15 protein-coding genes are annotated in these 16,716 nt (G+C 68.2%); 9 read left to right on the top strand and 6 right to left on the bottom strand.

The window, feature by feature from the left end; translation table 11 throughout:
- Window positions 1-227: 227 nt before the first annotated feature.
- The gene (gene uvrA / locus OR37_RS18125) at window positions 228-3,140 is read left to right on the top strand and encodes an excinuclease ABC subunit UvrA (protein ID WP_004623207.1); all 2,913 of its coding nucleotides are present in this window, start codon (window positions 228-230) and stop codon (window positions 3,138-3,140) included.
- Between the two features lie 73 nt (window positions 3,141-3,213).
- Here the strand turns inward: uvrA and OR37_RS18120 are convergent, their stop codons facing one another.
- Window positions 3,214-4,122 carry a hypothetical protein gene (locus OR37_RS18120; RefSeq protein WP_004623205.1) on the bottom strand — a complete coding sequence of 303 codons (909 nt, stop codon included), beginning with the start codon at window positions 4,120-4,122 and terminating at the stop codon, window positions 3,214-3,216.
- Between the two features lie 142 nt (window positions 4,123-4,264).
- Between OR37_RS18120 and OR37_RS18115 the strand changes: the two genes are divergently transcribed.
- Window positions 4,265-4,879 (top strand): glutathione S-transferase family protein, encoded by a 615-nt coding sequence (locus OR37_RS18115; protein ID WP_004623203.1) that lies wholly within the window; start codon window positions 4,265-4,267, stop codon window positions 4,877-4,879.
- An 8-nt stretch (window positions 4,880-4,887) separates the two neighbouring features.
- Here OR37_RS18115 and OR37_RS18110 read toward each other — a convergent pair whose 3' ends face one another.
- The 3 genes from OR37_RS18110 to OR37_RS18100 all read right to left on the bottom strand — a co-directional run bounded on the left by OR37_RS18110 (window position 4,888) and on the right by OR37_RS18100 (window position 7,608).
- Complete coding sequence (locus tag OR37_RS18110) at window positions 4,888-5,763, bottom strand: hypothetical protein (RefSeq protein WP_004623201.1); 876 nt, start codon at window positions 5,761-5,763, stop codon at window positions 4,888-4,890.
- Window positions 5,764-6,531: a hypothetical protein gene (locus OR37_RS18105; RefSeq protein ID WP_004623199.1), complete on the bottom strand. Its 768-nt coding sequence runs from the start codon at window positions 6,529-6,531 to the stop codon at window positions 5,764-5,766.
- A 123-nt stretch (window positions 6,532-6,654) separates the two neighbouring features.
- The gene (locus OR37_RS18100) at window positions 6,655-7,608 is read right to left on the bottom strand and encodes a hypothetical protein (RefSeq protein ID WP_004623198.1); all 954 of its coding nucleotides are present in this window, start codon (window positions 7,606-7,608) and stop codon (window positions 6,655-6,657) included.
- 96 nt (window positions 7,609-7,704) lie between these two features.
- On the opposite strand from OR37_RS18100, the gene trmFO reads away from it, so the two are divergent.
- A complete protein-coding gene (gene trmFO / locus OR37_RS18095; protein ID WP_004623197.1) occupies window positions 7,705-9,105 on the top strand; it encodes a methylenetetrahydrofolate--tRNA-(uracil(54)-C(5))-methyltransferase (FADH(2)-oxidizing) TrmFO in 1,401 nt (466 codons plus the stop codon).
- Here trmFO and OR37_RS18090 read toward each other — a convergent pair.
- Both OR37_RS18090 and OR37_RS18085 read right to left on the bottom strand, forming a co-directional pair.
- The gene (locus OR37_RS18090; protein ID WP_004623196.1) at window positions 9,102-9,890 is read right to left on the bottom strand and encodes a DUF1365 domain-containing protein; all 789 of its coding nucleotides are present in this window, start codon (window positions 9,888-9,890) and stop codon (window positions 9,102-9,104) included. The genes trmFO and OR37_RS18090 overlap by 4 nt on opposite strands.
- On the bottom strand, window positions 9,887-11,209 hold the full coding sequence (locus tag OR37_RS18085) for an NAD(P)/FAD-dependent oxidoreductase (RefSeq protein ID WP_004623195.1): 1,323 nt from the start codon (window positions 11,207-11,209) through the stop codon (window positions 9,887-9,889). The genes OR37_RS18090 and OR37_RS18085 overlap by 4 nt, the downstream gene beginning before the upstream one ends.
- Window positions 11,210-11,321: 112 nt before the next feature.
- Here OR37_RS18085 and OR37_RS18080 point away from each other — a divergent pair, with 112 nt between their 5' ends.
- The 6 genes from OR37_RS18080 to puuE all read left to right on the top strand — a co-directional run bounded on the left by OR37_RS18080 (window position 11,322) and on the right by puuE (window position 16,658).
- Entirely contained in the window at window positions 11,322-11,729 is a 408-nt protein-coding gene (locus OR37_RS18080; protein WP_004623193.1) for a DUF2177 family protein, read from the top strand.
- Window positions 11,730-11,764: 35 nt separating this feature from the next.
- Window positions 11,765-12,319: a sigma-70 family RNA polymerase sigma factor gene (locus OR37_RS18075; RefSeq protein WP_004623191.1), complete on the top strand. Its 555-nt coding sequence runs from the start codon at window positions 11,765-11,767 to the stop codon at window positions 12,317-12,319.
- On the top strand, window positions 12,316-13,044 hold the full coding sequence (locus OR37_RS18070; RefSeq protein ID WP_004623190.1) for an anti-sigma factor: 729 nt from the start codon (window positions 12,316-12,318) through the stop codon (window positions 13,042-13,044). The genes OR37_RS18075 and OR37_RS18070 overlap by 4 nt, the downstream gene beginning before the upstream one ends.
- Window positions 13,045-13,252: 208 nt before the next feature.
- Window positions 13,253-14,521 (top strand): allantoate amidohydrolase, encoded by a 1,269-nt coding sequence (locus OR37_RS18065; RefSeq protein WP_035017695.1) that lies wholly within the window; start codon window positions 13,253-13,255, stop codon window positions 14,519-14,521.
- Window positions 14,518-15,741 (top strand): pyridoxal-phosphate-dependent aminotransferase family protein, encoded by a 1,224-nt coding sequence (locus OR37_RS18060; RefSeq protein WP_004623185.1) that lies wholly within the window; start codon window positions 14,518-14,520, stop codon window positions 15,739-15,741. The genes OR37_RS18065 and OR37_RS18060 overlap by 4 nt, the downstream gene beginning before the upstream one ends.
- Window positions 15,738-16,658: an allantoinase PuuE gene (gene puuE, locus OR37_RS18055; RefSeq protein WP_004623183.1), complete on the top strand. Its 921-nt coding sequence runs from the start codon at window positions 15,738-15,740 to the stop codon at window positions 16,656-16,658. The genes OR37_RS18060 and puuE overlap by 4 nt, the downstream gene beginning before the upstream one ends.
- Window positions 16,659-16,716: the final 58 nt, after the last annotated feature.

Raw genomic sequence — 16,716 nt, 5'->3', positions numbered from 1 at the left:
GCGTGAGCTGAAGAACCCGCTTCCAAACAGGGTTTAGGGAATGCGAACGCCGTTGCGTCCTTTTCGGGCGCGCTCTTCGCACATTGCTGACACCCGCTGTCAGCAGGCGCATCCTCGCGGGCGCGAGACATTTGTTCACACCTTGTTCTTGTGTTAATCCCCGCGCCGAGCCCTACATATAGTCGTTGCGCCGTGAGCCTTCTCATGGCCCGAACGTTCCGGGAAACATGGCTGAACAACTGAACTTCATCCGCGTGCGCGGCGCCCGCGAGCACAATCTCAAGGACGTCAGCGTCGACATCCCGCGCGGCGAGCTCGTCGTGCTGACCGGCCTGTCGGGCTCGGGCAAGTCGTCCCTGGCCTTCGACACGATCTACGCCGAGGGCCAGCGCCGCTATGTGGAGAGTCTGTCGGCCTATGCCCGCCAGTTCCTGGAGCTGATGAGCAAGCCGGACGTCGACCTGATCGAAGGCCTGTCGCCGGCGATCTCGATCGAGCAGAAGACCACCAGCCGCAACCCGCGCTCGACCGTCGGCACGGTGACCGAGATCCACGACTACATGCGCCTCCTGTGGGCGCGGGTCGGGGTCCCCTACTCGCCCGCCACCGGTCTGCCGATCGAAAGCCAGACCATCAGCCAGATGGTCGACAAGATCACCGCCCTGCCCGAAGGCACGCGTCTCTACCTGCTGGCCCCCGTCGTTCGCGACCGCAAGGGCGAGTACAAGAAGGAGATCGCCGAGTGGCAGAAGGCCGGCTTCCAGCGGCTGAAGATCGACGGCGAGTTCTATCCGATCGAGGACGCCCCGGCCCTCGACAAGAAGTTCAAGCACGACATCGACGTGGTCGTGGACCGCGTGGTGACCAAGCCCGACATGGAGCAGCGCCTGGCCGACTCTATCGAGCAGGCCCTACGCCTGGCCGACGGCCTGGCCGTGGCCGAGTTCGCCACCATCGAGGAAGGTGAGAAGGAGCCCAGGCGCATCCTGTTCTCGGAGCGCTTCGCCTGCCCGGTCAGCGGCTTCACGATCGCCGAGATCGAGCCGCGGCTGTTCTCGTTCAACAACCCGGCGGGCGCCTGCCCGGTCTGCGACGGCTTGGGCGCGAAGCTGGCCTTCGACGCCGACCTCGTCATCCCTGACAAGGACAAGAGCCTGCACAAGGGCGCCGTCGCGCCGTGGGCGAAAGGTCCGTCGCCGCTCTACACTCAGACCCTGCAGGCCCTGGCGCGCCACTACGGCTTCTCGATGGACGAGCCGTGGCACAAGCTGTCGCCCGACGCGCGCGACGTCGTGCTGAACGGGTCCAAGGGGACCAAGATCAAGTTCACCTACGACGACAACGCGCGGAAGTACGAGGTCGAGAAACCCTTCGAGGGCGTGCTGCCGAACCTGGAGCGCCGCTGGCGCGAGACCGACAGCTCGTGGGTTCGCGAGGAACTGGGCCGCTACCAGTCCGACACCCCCTGCGAGACCTGCCACGGCAAGCGGCTGAAGCCGGAAGCGCTGGCCGTGAAGGTCGACGGCATGGACATCGCCGAGGTGTCGATGCTGGCCATTCGCCCGGCCCGCGACTGGTTCGCGAGCCTGGACGGCAAGCTGACCGACAAGCAGATGGAGATCGCCCGGCGAATCCTGAAGGAGATCAATGATCGCCTGCGGTTCCTGGTCGATGTCGGTCTCGACTATCTGAACCTGTCGCGCGGCTCGGGCACCCTGTCGGGCGGCGAGAGCCAGCGCATCCGCCTGGCCAGCCAGATCGGCTCGGGCCTGACCGGGGTGCTCTACGTACTGGACGAGCCGTCGATCGGCCTGCACCAGCGCGACAACACCCGCCTCTTGACCTCGCTGCAGGGCCTGCGGGACCTGGGCAACTCGGTGCTGGTCGTCGAGCATGACGAGGAGGCGATCCTCACCGCCGACTACGTGATCGACATGGGCCCGGCCGCCGGCGTCCACGGCGGCGAGATCGTCGCCCAGGGCACGCCGCAAGAGATCATGGACAATCCAAAGAGCGTCACCGGTCAGTACCTGACCGGCGCGCGCGAGATCGAGGTGCCGGAGCAGCGCCGCCCGATCAGCAAGAAGAAGGTGCTGAAGGTCGTCGGCGCCTCGGGCAACAACCTGAAAGACGTCACGGCCGAGATCCCGGTCGGGACCTTCACCTGCATCACCGGCGTGTCGGGCGGCGGCAAGTCGACCTTCACGATCGAGACCCTCTACAAGGCCGCCGCGCGCCGTCTAAACAACGCCAGCGACGCCCCCGCCCCGCACGAGCGGATCGAGGGGCTGGAGCACTTCGACAAGGTCATCGACATCGACCAGTCGCCGATCGGCCGCACCCCGCGCTCGAACCCGGCGACCTATACCGGCGCCTTCGGCCCGATCCGCGACTGGTTCGCGGGCCTGCCGGAAAGCAAGGCGCGCGGCTATGGCCCCGGCCGCTTCAGCTTCAACGTCAAGGGCGGCCGCTGCGAGGCCTGCCAGGGCGACGGCGTCATCAAGATCGAGATGCACTTCCTGCCCGACGTCTACGTCACCTGCGACGTCTGCAAGGGCAAGCGCTACAACCGCGAGACCTTGGACGTGGTGTTCAAGGGCAAGACGATCGCCGACGTCCTGGACATGACCGTCGAGGAAGCCGCCGACTTCTTCAAGGCCGTGCCCCCGATCCGCGACAAGATGGAGACGCTCAAGCGCGTCGGCCTCAGCTACATCAAGGTCGGCCAGCAGGCGACGACCCTGTCGGGCGGCGAGGCCCAGCGGGTCAAGCTGTCCAAGGAGCTGTCGCGCCGGGCCACCGGCCGGACGCTCTACATCCTCGACGAACCGACCACCGGCCTGCACTTCGAGGACACCAAGAAGCTGCTCGAGGTGCTGCACGAGCTGGCCGACCAAGGCAACACCGTGGTGGTCATCGAGCATAACCTGGACGTCGTGAAGACCGCCGACTGGCTGATCGACTTCGGTCCCGAGGGCGGCGACGGCGGCGGCCAGATCGTCGCTGTCGGCTCGCCCCAGGACGTGGCCAAGGTCGAGGCCAGCTGGACCGGCCGCTACCTGAAGGAGCTGCTGGACCGCCACGAGGAACGCCGCAAGGTGCGGGTGGCTGAGCTGAAGAAAGAGGCGAAGAGAGCCTAAGCGCCGCGGAACAGCCCCCCGTTCATCGACACCTCGGGACGGGGGACTTGGCCTGGGGCGCGACTGGTATCGCCTACCAGCCGCCCTCGCCGGAAACGCCTGCCTCGCGCTCTTTCAGCTCACGATAGATGGACGGCGCGGGGCCAAAGACGATCAAGGTGGTCAGCACATTGATCAGGCCGGAGAACAGCGCCTGGACCACCCCGGCCGGCGTGAAATAGGCGCGCAGCGAGGTCGTGTCGGCGCGCAGCATCTTGCCGGTGGCCGCGAAGTCGCCCGACGCGACCAGGCCGATAGCCGAGACGATGGTCCAGATCAGCAGCACGACGATGATGCTCATCACCGCCGCCAACAGATAGGCCCCCAGCAGCGGCCAGAAGAGCCCTTCGGTTCGCGGCATCGACTTGAACAGGGTGATCTTGCCGGTGTCGAAGGTGACCGCCGAGGCGAACGACAGGCGCACGGCCAGATAAACGACGCCGCACAGCGCCCCAACGAGGCCCAGCAGGGCGAGGAACGCGCCCGTGGCGCCGCCGAGCGCGCCCAGGAAACCCGAGACGGCCGAGCCCAGGAACAGCACGCCCATCAAGACGCAGCTGGTCAGCACCCACAGGACCGCCTGCCGCAACTCGGCCGCGCCAAGCCGCAGATAGGCGAAACGGCTCTCGTCATGACGCAGGATCAGGCGGTTCAGGGCCGCGAAGACCACGCCGTTGACGATCAGGCTGTAGGGCAGCATCCACAGCATCAACGGCGTCAGACCCGAGGCGCGATTGAAGAACTCATCCGGGTCCGGATTGTTCGTGTCGGTCATGTAGCTCAGCAGGGCTTCGAGCTTGGGACCGAAGAACTGGATGGCCAGCACGTTCGACGCGATCGACAGCACCGTCATGGCCACCGCCCAGACGCCAATCGTCTTCAGGTTCTCCCGCACCAGCCGGAAGCCGGAGAAGGCCGCGTCGGAGGCCGAGAACTTGGACATGACGAACTCACAGGATGGCGAATAAGCCTTGAGGCTAAACAGGTTCGCGCCGCTTCGACAGGGTGGGCGAAGCCTTTTTCGCACGGGCTTGCGGCGTGGGTCGGCGCGCCTCTAACATCCGTTTTAAAATTGGGAGGACACCATGAAGCTCTATGGCGAGGCCATGCCCGCGCCCAATCCTCGGCGCGTGCGGATCTTCCTGGCCGAGAAGGGCCTGTCGGTGCCCGAGATCCCGATCGGACTGCGCCAAGGCGGCCACAAATCGCCGGAGCATCTGGCGCGCAACAGCCTGGGCCAGGTGCCGGTGCTGGAGCTGGACGACGGGACCACGATCAGCGAGACCGTCGCCATCTGCCGCTATTTCGAGGTGTTGCACCCCAAGCCCCCGCTGTTCGGCGTTTCGGCGCTGGAGCAGGCGATGATCGAGATGTGGACGCGCCGGATCGAGCTGCGCCTGACCGTGCCGGTCGGCATGTTCTGGCGCCACGCCCATCCGTTCACGGCGCATCTTCTGAAGCAGAACAAGGAATTTGGAGAGTCGAACCGCGAGGTCGTCGAAAAGATCCAGCTGTGGCTCGATCGCGAACTGGCCGACGGCCGCCCCTATCTGACGGGCGAGACCTACACCATCGCCGACATCGCCGGCCAGACGACCTTGGACTTCGCCGACTTCGTGGGTCTGCCGACGCCAGACGAAGCCAGGAACGTCATCGCCTGGCGCGAACGGATGGCGGCAAGGCCCAGCGCGTCGGCCTAAGCGCCCCCTCAGGGGTGCAGGCCGGCGTCGATCTCGTCCTGGTTCAAATGGGCGAAGGCCTTGGCGGGGGCCGCGGCGAGGATCACGGCCTGAAGGGTCAGGAACACCGGCGCCAGCAACAGATTGGCCAGCAAGGTCAGGATCAGGCCGGCGTTGACGCCTGCGGCGCGCACATTGACGCCGCCGCCCAACAGACCGGCGACGATGCTCGACACCGTCGCGCCGACGATCGAGACGATCGCGCTCATCACGATCGTCATGACGAACATCCCCAGCAGCCGGAAGAACTGACCGTGGGTCTGGATCCAGGCGGCGCGGATGTCGATGTGATGGTGCGAAAAGGCGTGCGGACCCAACAGCGACAGCCGCACGCCCACCCAGAGCGACAGGCCGATCACCGCCAGAGTGCCCACCGTTCCGAACCAGTTGGCCGCCGGACCGGACAGCAGCGACGTCCCCATCACCACCGCGCCGGACGGGATGACGGTGACGATCAGGGCGGCCGCCCAGGTGATCAACGAGACCACCAAAAGCTGCACCTCTTCCTTGCCGACGCGAAGATAGGCGAAGCGGTCATTGGCCGGTTCGATCACAGAGCGGATGATCGCCGCCGAAAGCACCGAACCCAACAGCAGGGCCAGCGCGATGAGCAGCACCATGGCGCCGCCCAGATGCGTCACGAGGTCCAGGATTTCGCGAGGGTCCGCCGAGCCGGCCCGTCCAGCCAGCACCTTGAGCCCCTCCTTGCCCAGAACGATATTGGCCACCAGGCCCAGGACCGGCAGCATGACGAGCGAGAACACCGCCCAGGCCAGGACGACGGTCGGCTTGCGCCGCATGATCCGGAGGCCTTCGGTGGCCGCTTCGACGGGACGAACAGACATCTAGGCGTCCTGTATGACCGCGCTCTGGCGGTAGATATGGGTCAGGGCGCCCGCCAGGACGGGCGCCAGATACAAATAGGTCATCATGGCGACAATCGCCGCCGCCAGAAGCTCGTCGGCGCGCGGGAGGCTCGCGCCGACCAAGCCTCCGGCCGCGAGCGGCGGCAAGGCCAGCGCCAAGACGGCGACTAGAAGCGTCGCAACACGACCTTTTGTCAGGGGAAAGGCGCTCAAAACCCGCACGCCCGACTGATCGACCGTGGCCGGCGCCACCAGCGCCAGGCGCAGGGCCAGCCAGACCAGCAACGCCAGAGACGCCACCGGCGCCAGACCCGCGATGAGGCCGGCGGGACCGGCGGAGGCCAGCGCCTGACGCCACGCGCTGGCCGAGCCGACGTCCAGATCAGGCGCGCTGGCGCGGGCGACGCCCCAGGCGATCGCCCCGACCACCACCAGCAGGATCGAGCCGATCAGCAGGATCAGGCCCAGCGCCATGACGTGCGCGCTTAGCAGTCGCCACTCGTCGCGCCCCCATCGCAGACCCTTGAGGCCCGGGGCCCGTCCGAAGGCGCGTCGATAAAGCGCGCCCTGCGCGATCACCGTCGCGACGACCAGCGCCAAGGTCTTGATCGCGGGCGGCAGGGTCGCGGCCAGAACGGTCAGGACGATGGCGGCCAGCAGCGCCGCCCAGCAGGCGTTGATCGAAGCCCCGAGGTCGGAATAGCCCGCGCGGAGCGCCGCGCCGACGTTCGCCGATCCCTCCGTCATCCGATCAAATCCCCTTCCCGCCACAGCGCGGCGAGTCACCGCCCCACCCGGCAATCTAGGGCCTCGCGGACCGTCTGGCGATGGCGGCGCGGCCCCGCGCGCGCATTTCGATCCGGCGTTACGTCAGAGCCACGCCGTCTCGCGCGGGCGGGCCAGGGCGCGGTGAATGAACGCCCAGGGCGCGTAGAAAACCGCCTGCGCCACCGCGCCGAACAGCGCCACGACAACGCCCAGCGACGTCAGCCACGGCCACAGCACGCGCAGGATCTCGATCGGCGGCCGGCGGAACAACGCGTCCAAATTGGCCGAGCCTTGCAGCGCCGCCAGCGACCCGCCGCCCGCCAGGACGACGCCGCCAATCAGCCCGGCCAGCAACATTTCCATCACCACCAGGAACAGGATGACCAGCAAGGCGACGCCTAGCAGCCGCCACGTCTGCCCCTTGGTCAGATCCAAAGACTCGAACAGGCGAAACTGGTTGTCGGCGAAGCTCATCGGACCGGCCATGGACAGGCGCAGCGCCACCCAGATCACAAGGACCACGGCGATCGCGCCGCCAACGCCGGCGACGGCGATCGCGCCGCCCGTTTGATGATCCCCCGCGCCCACCGCCGCGATCGCCGCCACCACGGCGATGACCAGGGCCATGACGAAGACGGCGATAAACAACAGCACCTGCTCGACCAGCATCACCAGCGCCAGCCACATCTCCCGCGACCCGATGCGCAGATAGGCCCAGGCGGCCTTCTCCGGCGTCAGCACGGCGCGGAACGCCGCGCCGCAGAACACCGCCTTCACGAAGGTCGACCACAGCCAGTAGAGCATGTTGAAGCCGGTCAGGCCGGAATTCAGCCGCATCATCCGATCCAGGGCTTCGGGATCGCCGGCCTGCCCTTTCTGTTGGGCCGCCAACTGCATGATCTCGACGAACCGCGGTCCCAGCATCGCGATGCACAGCAGGGCGGGCAGCACCAGCGCCGCGACCAGCGCGATCGCCCAGCCCGCCACGACCAGCGGCCTGCGACCGACGATCCCGAAGCCGGCCGTCGCCGCCTCGGTCACGGAAAACCTAGCCATGTCCCCTCCCACGCCGTCCAGCGCGAAGCGCTGACTCCGCTCGCGAGCCTACACGCAGGTTTCGCGAAACGACAGCGGGGGGTATAGGGCGCGGCCATGACCACGAACTCGACCTATCAGCCCGTCCACGTCGTCGGCGGGGGCCTGGCCGGCTCCGAGGCCGCCTGGCAGATCGCCCAGAGCGGCGTGCCGGTGATCCTGCACGAGATGCGCAAGGACGACGCCACGGGCAAAGTCACGACGGACGCCCACCAGACCGACGGCCTGGCCGAGATGGTCTGCTCGAATTCGTTCCGCTCCGACGACTGGCAGTTCAACGCCGTGGGCCTGCTGCACGCGGAAATGCGCAAGCTGGGCAGCCTGATCATGAGCTGCGCCGACCAGCACCAGGTGCCGGCCGGCGGCGCCCTGGCCGTGGACCGCGACGGCTTCTCGGCCGAGGTCACCAAGCGCCTGTCACAGCACCCGCTGGTCACGATCGTCCGCGAGGAGATCGCCGGCCTTCCGCCCGCCGAATGGGACAATGTCGTCGTCGCCACCGGCCCCCTCACCTCGCCGGCTCTCGCCCAGGCGATCCTGGAGATGACCGGCGAAGGCCAGCTCAGTTTCTTCGACGCCATCGCGCCGATCATCCACTTCGAGTCCATCAACATGGACGTCGCCTGGCGACAGTCGCGCTACGACAAGGAAGGCCCCGGCGGCGACGCGGCCGCCTACATCAACTGTCCGATGAACAAGGACCAGTACGAGGCCTTCATCGACGCCCTGCTGGCCGGTCCCAAGTCCGAGTTCAAGGAGTGGGAGAACGTCCCCTATTTCGACGGCTGCCTGCCGATCGAGGTGATGGCCGAGCGCGGCCGCGAGACCCTGCGCCACGGCCCGATGAAGCCGGTGGGCCTGACCAATCCGCGCGACCCGACCGTGAAGTCCTACGCCATCGTCCAGCTGCGCCAGGACAACGCGCTGGGCACGCTGTGGAACATGGTCGGTTTCCAGACCAAGCTTAAGCACGGCGTCCAGGCCGAGACCTTCCGGATGATCCCGGGCCTGGAGAACGCCCAGTTCGCGCGTCTGGGCGGCCTGCACCGCAACACCTTCATCAATTCGCCGAAGCTCCTGGACAAGTCGCTGCGGATGAAGGCCCAGCCGCGCCTGCGGTTCGCCGGCCAGGTCACCGGCGTCGAGGGCTATGTCGAGAGCGCCGCCATGGGCCTTCTGACCGGCCGCTTCGCCGCCGCCGACCGCAAGGGCGCGCCGATCGACGCGCCGCCCCCGACCACCGCCCTGGGCGCTCTGGTCGAGCACATCACCGGCGGCCACCTCGAAGGGGGCAGCTTCCAGCCGATGAACATCAACTACGGCCTGCTGCCGCCGCTGGAAGCGCCGAAGGTCGACGAGGATGGCAAGAAGATTCCGCTGAAGGAACGCGGCCGCGCCAAGAAGCGCCTGATGAGCTTGCGGGCGCTGAAGGATCTCGAAACCTGGATGGGCGCCTAGACCGCTTCAAGCGTCCCGGCCGGCCGACGCACGCCGCGCGTGGCCGGATCCTGCGGAAAGAAGCGAAAGCCTTTCAGGACGAGCTTGATCGCTTCCCAATGGATGGCGACCATCACGCCGATCACCTGCCAGGGATGGGTGGCCAGTGCCCGCCAGATCGCGCCGTCGGTCAGGTCGCGCCGCGTTCCCGAAAAGGTCGCGGCCAGCACGACGCCCTCGGAGTCCAGCACGTCGACGCCGACGTGCACGGTCTCGCCCGGCGGCGCGATCTCGAAGCCGTAGCGCAGGTCCATCGGCAGGAACGGTGAGACATAGAAGACCTTCGTCCGCGCGCCCTGATCGAGCCGCTCGCCCCGCGCCTCGCCGGCGGGCAGGACGTAGTCATGACGTTGGCCGAACGTGTTGCGCACCGCGTGGACGGTCGCGACCAGCCGCCCGTCGGCGTCGTGGCAGAAGAAGACGCTCAAGGGATTGAAGCCCTTGCCGAGGATGCGCGGCATGGCCAGCACGCTGATCCGCGCGCCCTTCGGCGCAAGGCCGCTGGCGTCGAGCTTGGCCAGCACCACGTCCTTCAGCGACGCCGACGGATCGTCGAGGTGGTCGCGGTCATGAAAGCCGAGCAGGTTGAAGCGTCCGCGCGAGAACCGCTTGAGCCTGGCGTCCAGGGCGTCGATCTCGTCCAGGTCCAGCAGCAGCATGAACACGCGATAGCGCAGGCTATGCCGCCGGGGCCGCGCGCGGTCATGGGTCACCAGGCCGGCATAGAGCGCCGAGCGAAAGGTCACGCCACCAGTTCCTCTTGCGGCTCGATCGTCCGGTCGTCGAGGAAGATGCGCCCCGATGGATCGGGCAGCACCCACGGACGGTGCACGCCGCCCAGCCGCTCGGCGACCGCGAGTCCCGCCTGCAGGCCGTCCTCGTGGAAGCCCGATCCGAAATAGGCGCCGCAGTACCAGGTCCGCCGCCGGCCCTGCAGGGACCACAGACGCCGTTGCGCCAGCATGGCCGGACCGTCGAACAGCGGGTGCTCGTAGACCTGATCGTACAGGACCTCGCTGGGGGCCTGCTCGGGATTCAGGGTCAGGAAGAACGCCTTGTCCTTCGGAAGCGGCTGCAGCAGGTTCATCCAGTAGGTCACGCCGCCATCGCCGCCGCGACGGCCGACATGGTTCCAGCTGGCCCAGGCCGAGCGGCGACGCGGCATGGCGCGCGCGTCCCGGTGCAGCACCGCGCGATTGCGGCTGTAGCGGAAGCTTCCCAGCAGTTCGGCTTCCTCGGCGGAGGGCGAGGCTAGCATCCTTAGGGCCTGATCGGCGTGCGCGGCGATGACGACCTGATCGAAGGTCCGAGACTCGCCGGCCATGTCCTCGATCATGACGCCATCCCGTTCGCGCCGGATCGACGTCACGGGGCGTCCAGTCAGGATCTCGCCAGAGACGCCGGCGGCCAGCTTTTCGACATAGCGCGCGCTGCCGCCGACCACCGTGCGCCAGATCGGCCGCTTGTCGATCGGCAGCATCAGGCCGTGGTTGTCGAAGAAGCGCAGCAGGGCCGCGGCGGGAAACTCACGGATGTCGCGCAGAGATGCCGACCAGATCGCCGCCGCCTGGGGCAGCAAGTGGTCCTCCTGAAAGGCGCGCCCGAAACCCTGTTGGCGCAGATAGTCGTCCAGCCGGCACAGACCGCCGCTCTCCAGCTCGGGCGGGATGCGCCGGCCGTCGCGGTAGAAGCGCATGACGTCCATCAACATCTTGAGGAAGCGCGGGTTCACCGCGTTGCGCTTCTGGGCCAGCAGGTTGGTGCTCGAATATTCCAGCGCGCCGCCGTCCAGTGAGACGCCGAACGACATGTCCGTGGGCGTGGTCTCGACGTCCAGATGCCGGAACAGCGCGGTGAGGTTCGGATAGTTCGGCTCGTTGTAGACGATGAAGCCGGTGTCGACCGCGTCGCCTTCGACGGTCACGGTGTGGGCATGGCCGCCCAGCCGGGCGTCGGCCTCGTAAAGGGTCACGTCGTGACGGCGAGACAAGAGCCAGGCGGCCGACAGGCCCGAGATCCCGGAACCGACGACGGCGATGGACTGGCGAGCAACGGCGGTGACCAAGGAAGCGCTCCGGATAGGTTTCGCAGGAAGTTACGGCGCGAGTGGGCTGATGGACGCATCCGGAAACACGGCTTCGCCGTACCTTGATCCGAAATCAAGGACGAGCCTCGGCATGACCCTCCTACGCCTCGCCGGCGGGACTTTCGCGACCGCCGGAACCATGCTGGCGCTGGACGCCGCGTGGCTGATGAGCATGACGCCGCGCTTCTACAAGCCGCGCCTGGGCGGGCTGATGGCGGAGACCCCCTCGCTGGCGCCGGCCGTGGCCTTCTACCTGCTCTATGTCGTGGCGATCATCGCCCTGGCGGTGCTGCCGGCGCTCGACGGCGGCTGGAGTCGCCTGCTGGGCAACGCCGCCCTGCTCGGCCTGACCGCCTACGGGACCTATGACCTGACTAATCAGGCGACGCTCAAGGGCTGGCCCCTGTCCGTTACGCTCGCCGACATGGCCTGGGGCGTCGCGGCGACCACCGCGGCGGCCTGCGCCGGCTATGTGGCGCTGCTGCGCCTCGGCGCCTAGGTCGGCGGACATGAGCCGCTTGTGGGGAGCCTAGCATGGACGCTGACACGAGCCGCGCCTTGCTGTCGCGCGCCATTAGTCGCGTGGCCCAACGCGATCATGATGCGCTGAAATACGTCTATCGGCACACCTCCGCGAAACTGTTCGGCGTCTGCCTCCGTATCTTGAACGACCGCGAGGAGGCGGAAGACGTGCTTCAGGATGTGTATCTCACCGTTTGGAACCGGGCCGATCGCTTCGACCAGGAGAAGGCCAGTCCGATCACCTGGCTGGTCAGCATCGCCCGCAATCGTTCCATCGACCGGCTGCGCAAGCGGGGCGGCCGGGTTATCGCCGACGTCGAGGAGGCCGAGGCCCTGGCCGATGGCGCGCCGCTGGCCTCGACCCTGCTCGAGGACGAGGACGACCGTCGCCGCCTGGAGGGCTGTATCGACCAGCTGGATCCTCGGCACGCCGGCGCCCTGCGCACCGCCTTCTTCGAGGGCGTGACCTATGACGCCCTGGCCCAGGCGCTGAAGGTGCCGCTGGGCACCATGAAAAGCTGGATCCGGCGCAGCCTGATCAGCCTGCGCGGATGTCTCGAAGCATGACCGACATTGCCTCCTACGACGGCGATGAACGCCCCCTGGCCGGTGAATACGTGCTGGGCGTGCTGGACGCCGATGAACGCGCCCAGGCTCAGGCGCGGATCGCCGCCGAGCCGGCCTTCGCCCGGGCCGTGGCCTGGTGGGAGAACCGCCTCGTCCATCTCGCCGCGCGCGTCGCGCCGGTCGAGCCGCCGGCGACCGTATGGCCGCGCATCGCCAATCTGATCGGCGCGACCGAGACGCCTAAGCGCTCGGCCTGGAACAGCCTGGGACTTTGGCGCGGCGCGTCCCTCAGCGCCTTCGCCCTGGCGGCGGCTAGCGTCGTGGCTTTGATCGTCACGCCACGCCCGGCCCCCACGCCCACGCCCGCGCTCGCCCCGGCCGCGACCGAGGTGGCGGTGATTAACAACCCCGCCACCCAGCGCCCCGCCCTGGTGGCGACCCTCGACCGCGCGGCCGACAAGCTGATCCTGACGCCCGTGTCGATCGCCCTGCCCAACAAGCGCGACGCGGAGTTGTGGATCATCCCCGAGGGCCGCAAGCCGATCTCGCTGGGCGTGATCCCGCGCGACGCCCAGACCCGCGTCGCCCTGCCCGCCGGCCTACGTGGCCCGGCGGCCTACACCACCACGCTCGCCGTCAGCGACGAACCGCTGGGCGGCTCCCCGACGGGCGCGCCGACGGGACAGATCCGCGCGGCGGGCAAGTTCCAGCGAATGGCCGGGTAGCGGAGCCTTCCGCTCGGCGGCTTCGTGTCGCGCGAACACGGCAAGATACGGCCGGCCTTCCACAAGTAAGAGAATTATGACTTAACAGGAGGCGCCGCCGTCCGCGCATGGCGCATGGGCGGGCGCCTGGGCGAGAACTTCGCCATTCGGCGCTTGTCGTGGAGGGGCGACGGGCGCGAACTGCTAGGGTCTGGGGATGGAAGCGGACGTGACCGAGGGTCTCGACATCGACGTCCTGGCGTGGGGGGCCAGGGCCAAGGCGCGCTGCGACGCGCTGGGCCTGCCGCCCTACAGCGAGGTCGAGGGCCAGCTGACGCGTCGCTTCCTGACGCCCGCCCACGCGGCCGCTCTGACCACGCTGTCGGAATGGATGGCCGCCGCCGGCATGAGCGTGCGCCGCGACGCCGCCGCCAATCTGATCGGGCGCTACGAAGGCGAGACGCCCGGCGCCAAGGCCCTGATCATCGGCTCGCACATCGACAGCGTCCGCAATGGCGGACGCTATGACGGTCCGCTGGGGATCATGCTGGGCGTCGACGTGGTCGAGGCCCTCCATCGCGCCGGGCGACGCTTGCCCTTCGCGATCGAGGTCGTGGCCTTCGGGGACGAGGAAGGCTCGCGCTTCCCCGCCTCGATGAGCTGCAGCCGGGCCATCGTCGGGAGCCTGGATCCCTCCGCCCTGGCGATGAAGGACGCCGACGGCGTGTCGGTCGCCCAAGCCCTGGCGGCGTTCGGCGGCGATCCGGACGCCATCGCCGCCGCCGCGCGTCGGCCCGAAGACGTCCTGGCCTTCCTGGAGGCCCATATCGAGCAGGGCCCGGTGCTGGAGGCCGAGGGCCTGGCCCTGGGCGTCGTCACCGCCATCGCGGCGCAGAAGCGGCTGATGGTTCGGATCGAGGGCGTCGCTGGCCACGCCGGCACGACGCCGATGGCCCTGCGCAATGACCCCGCTCCCGCCGCCGCCGAGGCGATGCTGGCCCTGGAGCGGATCTGCCGCGCGGGCGCCGACGGCCTGGTGGGCACGGTGGGCCGGATGACCGCCCTGCCTGGCGCGTTCAACGTGATCCCCGGCGCGGTCGAGTTCTCGATGGATATCCGCGCCGAGACCTCGGCGACGCGCGACGCGGCCGTCGAGGCCGTAACAGCAGAAATCCAGGCCATCGCCGATCGCCGCGGCCTTCGCGCCGAGATCACCCTGATGCAGGTCCTGGCCGAAAGTCCCTGCGATCCGTCCCTGATGGGTCTGCTCGAAGAGTCCCTCTCTGACCTTTCCCTGCCCGCGCGCCGCCTGCCGTCGGGGGCCGGTCACGACGCCATGGTGATGGCGGATCTTTGCCCCGTCGCCATGCTGTTCATCCGCTGCGAGGGCGGAATCAGCCACAACCCGGCCGAAGCCGTCAGCGAGGCCGACTGCGCCTTGGCGGCCCAGGCCATGCTCCATTTCATCGACAAGCTAGAACGACGCGAACGCGCATGACCGAGACTTTTCACGAGCTAGACCACCCCGCCCGCCTGCTGATGGGCCCAGGCCCGATCAACGTGCACCCGCGCGTGCTGCGGGCCATGTCCGTGCAGCTGCTGGGCCAGTTCGACCCCGAGTTCACCGGCTACATGAACGAGGTCATGGCCCTGTATCGCGGGGTCTTCCAGACGAAGAACCGCTGGACCTTCACGATCGACGGCACCTCGCGCGCGGGCATCGAGGCGGCGCTGGTCTCGACACTCTGCCCCGGCGACGACGTGGTGGTGGTCAACGCCGGACGCTTTGGCCTGCTGCTGGCCGAGATCGCCGAGCGCTGCGACGCCAAGGTCACCTTCGTCGAGGCGCCGTGGGGAACGGTGGTCGATCCGCAAGCCGTCGAGGACGCGGTCAAGCGGGTGAGGCCGCGCCTGGTGGCCTGCGTCCATGGCGACACCTCCACCACCATGGCCCAGCCGCTCGACGAGATCGGCGCGATCTGCCGCGCGCACGGGGCGCTGATGTATGTCGACGCCACCGCCACCCTGTCGGGCATGGACGTCCCGGTCGACGCCTGGGGCGCCGACATCGTCACCGCCGGCCTGCAGAAGTGCCTGGGCGGCCCCTCGGGCTCGGCCCCGATCACGATCAGCGACCAGGCCGCCGAGCACATCTTCTCGCGCCGGCATGTCGAGAAGGGCTTGGCTGGGACCGGCGGCGCGGCGGGCGCCGGCCGGCGGATCGCCTCGAACTATTTCGATCTGGCGATGATCATGGACTACTGGTCCGAGAAGCGGCTGAACCACCACACCGAATGCGCGCCGATGCTGTTCGCCGCCCGCGAATGCGCCCGGCTGGTTCTGGAAGAAGGGCTTGCGGCGCGCTTTGAACGCCACGCCAAGGCCGGCGCGGCGATGACCGCCGGATTGGAAGCGATGGGCCTCTCCATCTACGGCGACAAGGCCCACAAGATGACCAACGTCACCGGGATCTGGGCGCCCGAAGGCGTCGACTACGACCGGGTGAAGGTCCGGATGCGCACCGACTTCGAGATCGAGATCGGGTCGGCCTTCGGGCCGCTGACGGGCAAGATCTGGCGGATCGGGACCATGGGGGTGAACGCCCGCAAGCACGCCGTTCTCCAGACCCTGGCGGCGCTGGAAGCGGTGCTGCGCTGGGAAGGCTTCCAGGCGCCGGCCGGCGCGGGCGTCGACGCGGCGGCGAAGGTCTTCGCATGACCGCCGCCTATCCCCGCGACCTCATCGGTTATGGCGAGCATCCGCCGCACGCCCGGTGGCCGAACGGCGCCCGCGTCGCCGTCCAGTTCGTGCTGAACTATGAAGAAGGCGCCGAACGCTCGATCCTGCACGGCGACCCCGTGTCCGAGTTCTTCCTGTCGGAGATGGTCGGCGCCCAGCCCATCCCGGACATGCGTCACATGTCGATGGAGAGCCTCTACGAGTACGGCTCGCGCGCGGGCTTCTGGCGCATTCGGCGGCTGTTCGACGAATTTGGCCTGCCGCTGACCGTGTTCGGCGTCGCCCAGGCCATGGAGCGCCATCCCGACGCCGTCGAGGCGATGATGAAATCCGGCTGGGAGATCGCCAGCCACGGCTATCGCTGGATCGACTACCAGCACTTCACGCCCGACCAGGAGCTGGAGCACATCCAGCGCGCCATCGAGCTCCAGACGCGGCTGACCGGCGAGCGTCCGCTAGGCTGGTACCAGGGCCGCACCAGTCCCAACACCGCCCGCCTAGTCGCCCAGGAGGGCGGCTTCGTCTACGACGCCGACAGCTATGCCGACGACCTGCCCTATTGGGACGATCAGCACGGCCGGCCGCAGCTGATCGTGCCCTACACGCTGGAAGCCAACGACATGCGCTTCACGGCCGCCCAGGGCTTCAATACCGGCGAGCAGTTCTTCACCTATCTGCGCGACGCCTTCGACGCCCTCTATCTGGAGGGCGAGACCGCGCCGAAGATGATGAGCGTCGGCCTGCACTGCCGCGTGGTCGGCAAGCCCGGGCGCATCGGCGCCCTGCGGCGGTTCCTCGCGCACATCACCAGCCACGACCGCGTCTGGGTCGCCAAGCGCATCGACATCGCCCGGCACTGGATCGCCGAGCATCCTTATGCGGGGAGCGGCCAATGAACGCTCTCTACTTTTCTCCGTCATCCCGCGCTTCATGCGCGGGACCCATGGTTCAGCT

Source organism: Caulobacter vibrioides OR37, from assembly GCF_000372645.1.
Lineage (GTDB): Bacteria > Pseudomonadota > Alphaproteobacteria > Caulobacterales > Caulobacteraceae > Caulobacter > Caulobacter vibrioides_E.
The sequence above is the reverse complement of the archived record's forward strand: the minus strand, read 5'-3'. Positions and strand labels throughout refer to the sequence as shown.

Coding starts and splice junctions, on each gene's coding strand:
- uvrA (WP_004623207.1), top strand. CDS start 228: ATGGCTGAACAACTGAACTTCATCCGCGTGCGCGGCGCCCGCGAGCAC.
- OR37_RS18120 (WP_004623205.1), bottom strand. CDS start 4,122: ATGTCCAAGTTCTCGGCCTCCGACGCGGCCTTCTCCGGCTTCCGGCTG.
- OR37_RS18075 (WP_004623191.1), top strand. CDS start 11,765: ATGGACGCTGACACGAGCCGCGCCTTGCTGTCGCGCGCCATTAGTCGC.
- OR37_RS18115 (WP_004623203.1), top strand. CDS start 4,265: ATGAAGCTCTATGGCGAGGCCATGCCCGCGCCCAATCCTCGGCGCGTG.
- OR37_RS18110 (WP_004623201.1), bottom strand. CDS start 5,763: ATGTCTGTTCGTCCCGTCGAAGCGGCCACCGAAGGCCTCCGGATCATG.
- OR37_RS18105 (WP_004623199.1), bottom strand. CDS start 6,531: ATGACGGAGGGATCGGCGAACGTCGGCGCGGCGCTCCGCGCGGGCTAT.
- trmFO (WP_004623197.1), top strand. CDS start 7,705: ATGACCACGAACTCGACCTATCAGCCCGTCCACGTCGTCGGCGGGGGC.
- OR37_RS18060 (WP_004623185.1), top strand. CDS start 14,518: ATGACCGAGACTTTTCACGAGCTAGACCACCCCGCCCGCCTGCTGATG.
- puuE (WP_004623183.1), top strand. CDS start 15,738: ATGACCGCCGCCTATCCCCGCGACCTCATCGGTTATGGCGAGCATCCG.
- OR37_RS18080 (WP_004623193.1), top strand. CDS start 11,322: ATGACCCTCCTACGCCTCGCCGGCGGGACTTTCGCGACCGCCGGAACC.
- OR37_RS18100 (WP_004623198.1), bottom strand. CDS start 7,608: ATGGCTAGGTTTTCCGTGACCGAGGCGGCGACGGCCGGCTTCGGGATC.
- OR37_RS18070 (WP_004623190.1), top strand. CDS start 12,316: ATGACCGACATTGCCTCCTACGACGGCGATGAACGCCCCCTGGCCGGT.